Origin of the sequence: Microtetraspora glauca, assembly GCF_040656155.1 — a bacterium.
GTDB lineage: Bacteria > Actinomycetota > Actinomycetes > Streptosporangiales > Streptosporangiaceae > Microtetraspora > Microtetraspora glauca.
Window position 1 is genome coordinate 141052 of sequence record NZ_JBFALK010000024.1, and the last position, 11325, is coordinate 152376.

At 69.0% G+C, this 11325-nt stretch carries 5 protein-coding genes; 4 read left to right on the forward strand and 1 reads right to left on the reverse strand.

The window, feature by feature from the left end; all coding sequences use genetic code 11:
• Positions 1-203 precede the first annotated feature (203 nt).
• The 4 genes from AB0I59_RS35025 to AB0I59_RS35040 all read left to right on the forward strand — a co-directional run bounded on the left by AB0I59_RS35025 (position 204) and on the right by AB0I59_RS35040 (position 8393).
• Positions 204-2654 carry a glycoside hydrolase family 48 protein gene (locus AB0I59_RS35025; protein WP_358139794.1) on the forward strand — a complete coding sequence of 817 codons (2451 nt, stop codon included), beginning with the start codon at positions 204-206 and terminating at the stop codon, positions 2652-2654.
• Positions 2655-2766: 112 nt separating this feature from the next.
• A complete protein-coding gene (locus AB0I59_RS35030) occupies positions 2767-5148 on the forward strand; it encodes a glycoside hydrolase family 9 protein (protein ID WP_358139797.1) in 2382 nt (793 codons plus the stop codon).
• A 71-nt stretch (positions 5149-5219) separates the two neighbouring features.
• Positions 5220-6818 carry a cellulose binding domain-containing protein gene (locus AB0I59_RS35035; protein ID WP_358139800.1) on the forward strand — a complete coding sequence of 533 codons (1599 nt, stop codon included), beginning with the start codon at positions 5220-5222 and terminating at the stop codon, positions 6816-6818.
• A 135-nt stretch (positions 6819-6953) separates the two neighbouring features.
• Positions 6954-8393 carry a glycoside hydrolase family 10 protein gene (locus AB0I59_RS35040; protein ID WP_358139803.1) on the forward strand — a complete coding sequence of 480 codons (1440 nt, stop codon included), beginning with the start codon at positions 6954-6956 and terminating at the stop codon, positions 8391-8393.
• Positions 8394-8886: 493 nt separating this feature from the next.
• On the opposite strand, the gene AB0I59_RS35045 is transcribed toward AB0I59_RS35040, so the two are convergent.
• Positions 8887-10941: an HNH endonuclease signature motif containing protein gene (locus tag AB0I59_RS35045; protein WP_358139806.1), complete on the reverse strand. Its 2055-nt coding sequence runs from the start codon at positions 10939-10941 to the stop codon at positions 8887-8889.
• Between the last annotated feature and the right edge of the window lie 384 nt (positions 10942-11325).

Consider the following 11325-nt stretch of genomic DNA (forward strand, 5'->3'; position numbering starts at 1 on the left):
GTGCCTCACCTACGCGGGACGGGGCCCGGTGAGCGGCACGCAACAGGTGATTGACATCCACACCGGCGCTCCCACAATCCTGAATGGGAGCGCTCCCATCCTACCGGTTCCACCTAGCCATCACTCCGCATCGCGCACCGCGTTCGCCACCTGGCGTTCCATCCGGGCGATGCACCCCCCGACACCTTGGAGAACCCCCGAAAATGCGCAGAAGAGCCCCTAGTACGGGAGCGCTCCCACGATCTCGGAGACGGATCGCCCTGGTCGCCGCGGCCGGCGTGTCCGCCGGCGTGCTGACCGGTCTGGCGCAGACCCCCGCGTCCGCCGCGGTGTCCTGCGACGTGGCGTACGCGACCAACGAGTGGACGTCCTCCCCCGGCCAGGGCGGGTTCACCGCCAACCTCACCATCAAGAACCTCGGCGACGCCGTCAACGGCTGGACGCTGAAGTTCACCTTCCCCGGCAGCCAGCAGGTGACGCTGCCGGGCTGGTCGGCGAACTGGAGCCAGAGCGGCGCGGGCGTCACCGCGACGAACCTGTCGTGGAACGGCAGCCTGGGGACGGGCGCCTCCACCAGCATCGGCTTCAACGGAACGTGGAGCGGCAGCAACCCCAAGCCGACCTCCTTCACGATCAACGGGGTCACCTGCGGCGCCACCCCGTCGCCGTCGGCGTCCCCATCCGCCTCGCCGTCCGCCTCTCCCTCGGCCTCTCCTTCGGCGTCGCCGTCCGCATCGCCTTCGGCCTCGCCGAGCGTCAGCCCGCCGGCCAACGCGTACGTCCAGAACTTCCTGACGATGTACAACAAGCTGCACGACCCGGCCAACGGGTACTTCTCGCCCGAAGGCGTGCCGTACCACTCGGTCGAGACGCTGATGGTGGAGGCCCCCGACCAGGGCCACGAGACGACCTCCGAGGCGTACAGCTACTACCTGTGGTTGGAGGCGATGTACGGCAAGGTCACCGGCGACTGGAGCAAGTTCAACAACGCGTGGACGTCGCTGGAGAAGTACATCATCCCGTCCACCGCCGACCAGCCGACGAACTCGTTCTACAACCCCAGCAAGCCCGCGACGTACGCCGGGGAGTGGGAGGACGTCAAGCAGTACCCGTCCCAGCTGGAGTCGGGCGTGAGCGTCGGCGTGGACCCGATCGCGAACGAGCTGAAGACCGCCTACGGCACCAGTGACGTGTACGGCATGCACTGGCTGCTCGACGTCGACAACACCTACGGCTTCGGCCGGTGCGGCGACGGCACGACCAGGCCCGCGTACATCAACACCTACCAGCGCGGCCCGGAGGAGTCGGTCTTCGAGACGATCCCGCAGCCGTCCTGCGACACGTTCAAGTTCGGCGGCACCAACGGCTTCCTCGACCTGTTCACCAAGGACGCCTCGTACGCCAAGCAGTGGAAGTACACCAACGCCCCCGACGCCGACGCCCGCGCCGTGCAGGTCGCCTACTGGGCGCTGCAGTGGGCCAAGGACCAGGGCAAGGAGGCGCAGATCTCCGGCACGGTCGCCAAGGCCGCGAAGATGGGCGACTACCTGCGCTACTCGATGTACGACAAGTACTTCAAGAAGCAGGGCTGCACCAGCACCACCTGCGCCGCCGGCACCGGCAAGGACAGCGCGGCGTACCTGCTGAACTGGTACTACGCCTGGGGCGGCGCGAGTGACACCTCCGCCGGCTGGGCGTGGCGGATCGGCGCGAGCCACAACCACTCCGGCTACCAGAACCCGCTCGCGGCGTACGCCCTGTCGAACGTGACCGAGCTCAAGCCCAAGGGCACGACGGCCGTCACCGACTGGTCGACGAGCCTCACCCGCCAGCTCCAGTTCTACAAGTGGCTGCAGTCGGCCGAAGGCGCGATCGCCGGCGGCGCGACCAACAGCTACCAGGGGCACTACGCGGCACCGCCGTCCACCCTGCCGACCTTCTTCGGCATGTCCTACGACTGGCAGCCGGTCTACCACGACCCGCCGTCCAACCAGTGGTTCGGCTTCCAGGCCTGGTCCATGGAGCGCGTGGCCGAGTACTACTACGCCACGGGCAACGCCGACGCCAAGACCATCCTCGACAAGTGGGTCACCTGGGCGCTGGCGAACACGACGGTGAACGCCGACGGCACCTACCAGATCCCGTCGACGCTGCGCTGGACCGGCCAGCCGGACAGCAACTTCAGCGGCCCCGGGATGCCCCCGGCCAACACCGGCCTGCACGTCTCGGTCGTCGACCACACCACCGACGTGGGCGTCGCCGGCTCCTACGCCAAGACCCTGATGTTCTACGCCGCCAAGTCGGGCCACGCGGCCGCCAAGTCCACGGCCAAGGCGCTGCTCGACGGCGTCTGGAAGAACAGCCAGGACAGCAAGGGCGTGTCGGTGCCCGAGACCAAGGCGGACTACAACCGCCTCGACGACCCGGTCTACGTCCCGGCGGGCTGGACCGGCAAGATGCCGAACGGCGACACGATCAACTCCAACTCGACCTTCATCTCCATCCGGTCCTGGTACAAGAACGACCCGGACTGGCCGAAGGTCCAGTCGTACCTGAACGGCACGGCCCCCGCGCCGACGTTCAACTACCACCGGTTCTGGGCGCAGGTCGACGTGGCCACCGCTCTCGGCCAGTACGGCCTGCTCTTCCCCTGAGATAGGCCCGGGGGTGCGGTGTCGCCTGACCCTTCACCGCACCCCCGACACCCCCGACACACCCCGGCTCACCCCTGACACCCCCCGACACCCCGTAACACGAGGCATCCACATGCGGCGTACGTTCACGGCCCTGGCCGCCCTGCTGGTCGCGGCCGCGCTCTCCCCGGTGGTCCAGAGCGCGGTCCTCACCCCCGCCGCCTCGGCGGCACCCGCGTTCAACTACGGCGAGGCGCTCCAGAAATCCCTCTTCTTCTACGAGGCGCAGCGGTCCGGGAAGCTGCCGTCCACCAACAGGGTGACCTGGCGCGACGACTCGGCCCTCGACGACGGCAAGGACGCGGGCCTCGACCTGACCGGCGGCTGGTACGACGCGGGCGACCACGTCAAGTTCGGCCTGCCGATGGCGGCGTCCACCACCATGCTGGCCTGGGGCGCGGTCGAGTACCGCGACGCGTACGCGTCGTCCGGCCAGCTCCCCTACCTGCTGGACAACCTGAAGTTCGTCAACGACTACTTCATCAAGGCGCACCCCTCGGCGAACGTGCTGTACGGCCAGGTGGGCAACGGCGGGACCGATCACGCCTGGTGGGGCGCGGCCGAGGTCATGCCGATGACCCGCCCCGCGTACAAGATCGACGCGAGTTGCGGCGGGTCGGACCTGGCCGGTGAGACGGCGGCGGCGATGGCCGCGTCCTCGATCGTGTTCCGCCCGACGAACCCGGCGTACGCCGACACGCTGGTGGCGCACGCCAAGCAGCTCTACACGTTCGCCGACACCGTGCGGAAGAAGTACAGCGACTGCATCACCGACGCGGCGGGCTACTACCAGTCCTGGAGCGGCTACAACGACGAACTGGTGTGGGGCGCCCTCTGGCTCTACCGCGCCACCCAGGACGCGTCCTACCTCACCAAGGCCGAGTCGTCCTACGCCAACCTGGGCACCGAGCCGCAGTCCACGACCAAGTCGTACAAGTGGACGATCGCCTGGGACGACAAGTCGTACGGGTGCTATGTCCTGCTGGCCAAACTGACCGGCAAGCAGCAGTACGTCGACGACGCCAACCGGTGGCTGGACTACTGGACCGTCGGCGTGAACGGCCAGAGGGTCCCCTACTCCCCCGGCGGCCAGGCCGTGCTCGACCAGTGGGGGTCGCTACGCTACGCGGCGAACACGGCGTTCGTCGCCCTCGTCTACAGCGACTGGCTGACCGCCGACGCCACCCGCAAGGCGCGCTACCACGACTTCGGCGTCCGCCAGATCGGCTACGCCCTCGGCGACAACCCCCGCAACTCGTCGTACCTGATCGGGTTCGGCGCCAACCCGCCGAAGAACCCGCACCACCGGACCGCGCACGGGACCTGGACGAACAACCTCAGCGGTGAGCCCGCGCAGAGCAGGCACATTCTCTACGGCGCGCTGGTCGGCGGGCCGAAGTCGGCCGACGACGCCTACGCCGACAGCCGAAGCGACTACGTGATGAACGAGGTCGCCACCGACTACAACGCGGCCTTCACCGGCGCGCTGGCCCGGCTCTACAAGGAGTACGGCGGAACGCCGCTCGCGAACTTCCCGCCGGTGGAGACCCCGGACGGGCCCGAGATCTACGCCCAGGCGTCGGTGAACGCCGCGGGCGCGAACTTCACCGAGATCAAGACGCTGATCGTCAACCACTCGGCGTGGCCGGCCCGGGCGCTGGCCGACGGCGCGTTCCGCTACTACTTCACACTCGACGGCGACACGACGCCCGCGCAGATCACCCTGACCTCCGCGTACAACCAGTGCGCCGCCCCGGCGGGCCCGACGCAGTTCTCCGGACGGATCTACTACGTCACGATCGACTGCTCCGGCCAGGTCATCGCTCCCGCGGGCCAGTCGGAGTCGCGGCGGGAGGTCCAGTTCCGGATCGCCAGCTCGGGCTCCTGGGACCCGGCGAACGACTGGTCGTACACCGGCGTCTCCACCACGCCGGGCTCCACACCGGTGACCGTGCAGAACATCACGATCCACTCCGGTGGCGCGAAGATCTGGGGGTCGGCTCCCGGTTCCGGACCGTCGCCCTCGGCGTCCCCTTCCGCTTCCCCGTCCGCTTCCCCTTCGGCTTCGCCGTCTCCCTCGGCTTCTCCGTCTGCTTCACCGTCCGCTTCGCCGTCTGCCAGCCCCTCCCCCAGCGTCTCCCCGACCGGCCGGGCGTGCGCGGCGACGTACAGGGTGGCGAACTCCTGGCAGGGCGGATTCCAGGGTGAGGTCACGGTGGCGAACAGCGGCTCGGCGGCGATCAGCGGCTGGACCGTGGGCTGGACGTTCCCGAACGGCCAGGCCATCACCCAGCTCTGGAACGGCACCCTCAGCCAGTCCGGGGCGAACGTCACCGTCAAGAACGCGAGCTACAACGGCGCCCTCGCCGCGAACGCCTCGACCACGTTCGGCTTCACCGGCGACTGGTCCGGCACGAACGGCGCCCCCACGTCGATCACCTGCACCCCCGCGTAATCCCCGCGCTCCCGCGTCCGCGCGTGTCCGTCCGTGGAACGCGCGGGCGCGGGCCCCAAAGGAGATCACGAATGCGCACGAAGGCACTGGCCGTGGCCGCGATGCTGCTCGCGGCGACGGCGGTCGCACTGCACGCCGGCACGGCCGAGGCCGCGCCCAGCGGGTTCGTCACCCGCTCCGGGGGCGGGTTCGTCCTGAACGGCCAGCCGTTCCGGTACGGCGGGACCAACAACTACCATCCGATCTTCGCGAGCCAGACCATGGTCGACGACGTCTTCGACGACGCCAAGGCGATGGACCTGACCGTGATGCGCGCCTGGGCCTCCCTCGACATCGGCTCCCTCGACGGATCCGTCCCGCACGTGGACGGCGAGGGCAAGAAGGCCGGCGTCTACTTCCAGTACTGGGACACCGCGACCGGCAAGCCCGCGTACAACGACGGCGCCGACGGCCTGGAGCACCTCGACCACGTCATCTCCAAGGCCGCGCAGTCAGGCGTCCGGCTGATCCTTCCGTTCGTGAACAACTGGAAGGAGTTCGGCGGCATGGACCAGTACGTGAAATGGGCCAGCGGCCAGTATCACGACCAGTTCTACACCAACGCCACGATCAAGGGCTGGTACAAGAACTGGATCAGCCACCTGCTCAACCGTACGAACACCGTCACGGGCGTCACGTACAAGGACGACCCGACGATCTTCGCCTGGGAGCTCGCCAACGAGCCGCGCTGCATCAACGCCAACCTGCCCGCCTCCGGCACCTGCGCCACCTCGACCCTGACGGGCTGGGCGGGCGAGATGTCGGCGTACATCAAGAGCCTGGACGCGAACCACATGGTGTCGGTCGGCGACGAGGGCTTCCTCAACCAGGGGAACGCGAGCGACTGGCTCTACAACGGCGCGGACGGCGTGGACCACGAGGCCCTGACCAGCCTTCCCGGCGTCGACTTCGGCACCTACCACCTCTATCCGGACGGCTGGGGCAGGTCCGCCGACTGGGGCACCCAGTGGATCAAGGACCACCAGGCCGCCGCCCAGGCGTACGGGAAGCCGGTGATCCTGGAGGAGTTCGGCATCACCGGGAGCAGCCGGGACACCGTCTACAAGACGTGGACGTCCACGGTCAGGAACGGCACCGGCGACGGCTGGAACTTCTGGCTCCTGACCGGAGTGGACTGGGACGGGGTGAGCCTCTATCCCGACTACGACGGCTTCCGCGTCTACTACCCGAGCGCGACCGCCACGGTGCTGGCCGACGAGGCGCGGGCGATCGGGGGGATCGCATCGAGCCCGAGCCCCAGCGCCAGTCCGAGCCCGAGCGCGAGCCCCAGCCCCAGCCCCAGCGCGAGTCCCTCGCCTTCGGGCACGGTGTGCGTGGCGACGTACCGGACCGTGGGCCAGTGGCCGGGCGGATTCCAGGGCGAGGTGACGGTGAAGAACACCGGCGGTCCGGCCATCACCGGCTGGACCGTGACCTGGACCTTCCCGAACGGGCAGACCATCACCCAGCTGTGGGGCGGCAGGCACACCCAGAGCTCCGCCGACGTCACGGTCACCAACGAGAGCTGGAACGGCGGCCTATCCTCGGGCGCCTCGGCCACCTTCGGGTTCCTGGCCGGCTGGTCGGGGACCAACGCCACCCCCACGGGCGTCAGCTGCGCCGCACGCTGACCCTCCCATGACCGCCCGCCTTTCCTGAAATCCCGGCCCCCCAGGAAAGGCGGGCATTCACCCCCCGGCGGCGTCCGCCACCGGGGACACCCCGCAGAAGAACACACAGAAGAAGGACAAGAGGTGAGGCACTCCATGATGGAAAGCGTTTTCCGTCCGCCTGCCAGAACCCTGGCGGGTCTCGCCGTGACGGCCCTGGCCGCCACGGCGCTCGTCGCCGTGGCCACCACCACCTCGGCGACGGCGGCCACCGGCCTCGGCCAGCTCGCCGCGGCCAAGGGCAAGTACTTCGGCACCGCCCTGGCCAACAACCACCTCGGCGAGTCGGCGTACGCGACGGTCGCCGACCGGGAGTTCAACTCGGTCACGCCCGAGAACGAGATGAAGTGGGACGCCACGGAGCCGTCGCGCGGCTCCTTCAACTACACCGGCGGCGACGCCATCGTCAGCCATGCCCAGGCCCACGGGCAGAGCGTGCGGGGGCACACCCTGGTCTGGCACAGCCAGCTCCCGTCCTGGGTGAGCAACGGCGGCTTCAACTCCAGCACCCTGACCTCGATCATGCAGAACCACATCAGCAACGTCGCCGGCCACTACCAGGGCAAGCTGTACGCCTGGGACGTGGTCAACGAGGCGTTCAACGACGACGGCAGCCGCCGCCAGTCGGTCTTCCAGACGACGATCGGCGACAGCTACATCGCCACCGCCTTCCAGGCGGCGCGCGCCGCCGACCCGAGCGCCAAGCTCTACTACAACGACTACAACATCGAGGGCGTCAACTCGAAGAGCACGGCCGTGTACAACATGGTCAAGGCGTTCAAGCAGCAGGGCGTCCCGATCGACGGCGTCGGGTTCCAGGCGCACTTCATCCTCGGCCAGATCCCCTCCGACCTGCAGGCCAACCTCCAGCGTTTCGCCGACCTCGGGGTGGACGTGGCGCTGACCGAGGTGGACGTCCGGATGCAGACCCCGGCCGACTCCACCAAGCTGGCCACCCAGAGCAGCAACTACAACACGCTGACCAAGGCGTGCCTGAACGTCACGCGCTGCGTCGGCATCACCGTGTGGGGTGTCACCGACAAGTACTCCTGGGTCCCCGACGTGTTCTCGGGGTACGGAGCGCCCCTGCTGTTCGACGACAACTACAACTCCAAGCCCGCCTACACCGGGGTGAGCAACGCGTTCGGAGGCACCACCTCCAGCCCGAGCCCCAGTGCGAGCCCCTCGGCCAGCCCTTCGGCCAGCCCGTCGTCCTCGCCTGGCACCGGCAAGGCGTGCTCCGCGACGTACGCGCTGGTGAACCAGTGGAACACCGGCTTCCAGAGTGAGGTCACGGTCAAGAACTCCGGCTCGGCGGCGATCAGCGGCTGGACCGTGAGCTGGACGTTCCCGAACGGCCAGACCATCACCCAGCTCTGGAACGGCACCCTCAGCCAGTCCGGGGCGAACATCGCCGTCAAGAACGCGAGCTACAACGGCGCCCTCGCCGCGAACGCCTCGACCACGTTCGGCTTCACCGGCAACTGGTCCGGCACGAACGGCATCCCGTCCTCCGTCAGCTGCACCGGAGCCTGACTCACCACGCCCATGGGAAAGTACGAACGTGCCTTCCCACGGGCGTCTCCGAAAATTTCGGCATCCAATCCGAAATTTCTCGATGAGACGCTTCCCGACTCCGGCCGTGACGGGGCACGGCCGGCCCATCTCCGAGAGAGCAGATCGAGACCTTCCGCGCCCAAGCCATGGACAGCGGCCCGAATGCGTTCGTACGGCTGGACCCTGCTGGACGCGTTGACCCAGACGGTGCGTGAGGGAGGACGGACCGTCAACGTTCATCCCCGCCGGACGTCGCCTTCCGGGAGGGCGGGGACGCGCACGGGAAGGACAGGAAACCTCGTACGGATGTCGAGGTCGGCGAAGTCAGGTCATGGCGCTCAAATCGGGCACGTCAGGTTGGGGCGGCCAGGACGGGTGGTCACGTCCGAGTAGCCAGGTCGGGGACATATCCGCACCGCCCTACAGGCATCGGGACCACCGGGACCGCCCCCGTCGGGACCCCGGTCCCCGTTCAGAAGGGTGGGATCTCGTCGTCAGGGTCGGGGACAGGACCAGGCGGCGCCGCGTCTTGCGACGCGGGATCTGGTTCGAGCGCGGGTTCTTCCCACCAGGCGGGTTCGTAGTTCCACGTCGGAAGAAACGGGAGTTCGTCGTTGATCGGGTCGGTGATGCTGCCCGCGCCGTACCCGCTGACCGCAAGCCCGCGTGCTCTGCTCCCGCCCCCGTCGTTCCCGGTTGCTCCGCTGGTCCCGGTTGCTTCGCTTGTCCCGGTTGCTCCGCGCACGGCTGCTTCGTACGCGTCTGCATCGGACCTCCACGGTCGGCATACGGCGTACCCGTCCACGTCACGGCTGACCGGGGGGTGTTGGCCTGCATCAGTTTCAGCCACACGCTGATCGCCCACAGGGTGACCTCCTGAATCGTGGGCCCCACGTACCAGGTCACCACCTCCGTCGGCCGCGCCAACCCCACCCCCACATCCATCGGCTCCGCGGATCTCGTGGGCACCTCCGTCGGCCCCGTGCACCCCACCCCCAGATCCGTCGGCTCCACGGGCCTCGTCCCCACCTGCACGGTGCTTGCCTCCGCAATGGTCGGCTGCTTCGTGTCCGGTGGTGTGACCTGCGCTCCCGGGGCCTCGGCTCGTCTGGTGGGTACGGGGTGTTCCCGGCTGGTTGGGGGTGGTCCAGCCGTTGGGGGTGAAGGGTTCGGGCATGGGTTCGATGATCGGTGGCGGCTCGGCCGGGTAGCGGTGGCCGGTCCGGCTGATCCAGGTCACATGTCCGGGGCTGGTCTGGATGACCTGCCAGCCGTTGTCGCGCAGGTCGTGGTCGTGCGCGCACGCGGCGGCGAGGTTGTGTTCGGTGGTGGGGCCGCCGTGGGCGTACTGGCGGGTGTGGTCCATCTCCGACCGGGCGGCTGGTGCACGGCATCCGGGATGGGAGCAGACCCTGTCGCGGATCTCGATCCGTCGCCGCAGCCCGGCTGTGGGGAACCGCCGCCGCTCATCCCCGGCAGCCTTCTCGCCGCCGGTGACCGTGTCCCGCGCAGCATGGGCTGCAGCACCATGATCCGTAGCACCGCGAGCCGTAACCCCGCGAGCCGTAACCCCGCGAGCCGTAACCCCGCGAGCTCCAGGATCAGCGGACTGGGCGTCCGCGAACTGGGCAGCGCCGAAGCCACTGGTGCTGCCGCCTTCGACGGTCGGGGTGACGACACTCGCGCTCTCACCGCCGCTGTCGCCATCACCACCACCACCGCCACCATCACCGCCGCCACCATCACCGCCGCCACCGCCGCCACCACCGCCATCATCACCATCGCCGTGGAGGCTTCCGCTGCCGTCGGCGTTTCCATCCCCGTGGACGCTTCCGTTGCCGTGGCCGTTTCGAGGGCTGGATGGGGAGTGGGAGTTCTGCCCTGTGGCTTGGCCGTATTGGCGCATGATGTCGGCGATGACGGCGGCCCAGCCGCCCTGGGCGTAGATGTCGGCGTACAACTCGTGCAGCAACGCCAGCGGGAGCTGGAGTTCGACGATCCCGCGACGGCGAACCGAACCACCACCCGGACCGCTCGCGGAGCCGGCCCCTGGAGGGGGGGTCGGATCGGCAAAGCGAGATGCGGGAAAGGTGTCCGGGGCGGCCGGATCGAATGCAGGAGGGGTGCCCGGGGCGGCCGGACGGGACGCAGAAGAGGTGCCTGGTTCGGCCGGACGGAATGGCGGTGTGGGCGCTGGATCAGCCGGGTGGGGCGCAGGATCTGGTACCGGGTGGCGGGGCCACCCTGCGGGGCGGCGTCGGGTGATCCCGGCGTGGAGTAGGTGTCCCTGTTCGTCGCAGACGGCGAACCGCCATTCCCCGCCGATCTGTCGTTTGGCGAGTCTGCGAGCCAACTGCGCGTGGATGGGTCCCCATCCGGCGAGTTCGGCGGGCAGGTCGTCCAGGTGCATCAGCGTGGAGACCTGGACCCGTAGCTCACCGGCCGCGAACCCGACCGACCACGCCGCACCGGCGGGCCCCGCTGCGCTGGGCGTAATGCCGTCTTTGGTCTCCGTGCTTCCCGTCATGGTGCCCGCGCCTGACAGGCCCACCTGAAGGTTGCCGCTACCGGTCTCAGAGCCAGGGGCGGCGTTGGATTCGATCCCCGATCCGGGACCAGCATCGGGACCGGAACCCGGGGCGGGGCCGGCGGGGCCACCATCGCCAGGACCATCGCCAGGGCCAGGACCAGGACCACGACCGGGATCGGGATCGGGGCCGGGCGGACCCGCGTCAGGGTCGCTGTCGCGGGGCTCGGGGGTGCAGACGTCGCCGCCGTTGTCGAATGGACTGCGGGGAATCGCCTCGAAACAAGGAGCGTCGCTACCCCCGAGGGGATCTCTGAGGCTCGCATTGGGGCCGAGGTCGCCGCCACCGGCGCCGCACGCGTCCGACGTATCGATGCCGTCGCC

What these genes read in the sequence shown, in the direction of transcription:
- AB0I59_RS35030 (WP_358139797.1), top strand. Translation starts at nt 2,767, where the DNA reads ATGCGGCGTACGTTCACGGCCCTGGCCGCCCTGCTGGTCGCGGCCGCG.
- AB0I59_RS35045 (WP_358139806.1), bottom strand. Translation starts at nt 10,941, where the DNA reads ATGACGGGAAGCACGGAGACCAAAGACGGCATTACGCCCAGCGCAGCG.
- AB0I59_RS35025 (WP_358139794.1), top strand. Translation starts at nt 204, where the DNA reads ATGCGCAGAAGAGCCCCTAGTACGGGAGCGCTCCCACGATCTCGGAGA.
- AB0I59_RS35035 (WP_358139800.1), top strand. Translation starts at nt 5,220, where the DNA reads ATGCGCACGAAGGCACTGGCCGTGGCCGCGATGCTGCTCGCGGCGACG.
- AB0I59_RS35040 (WP_358139803.1), top strand. Translation starts at nt 6,954, where the DNA reads ATGATGGAAAGCGTTTTCCGTCCGCCTGCCAGAACCCTGGCGGGTCTC.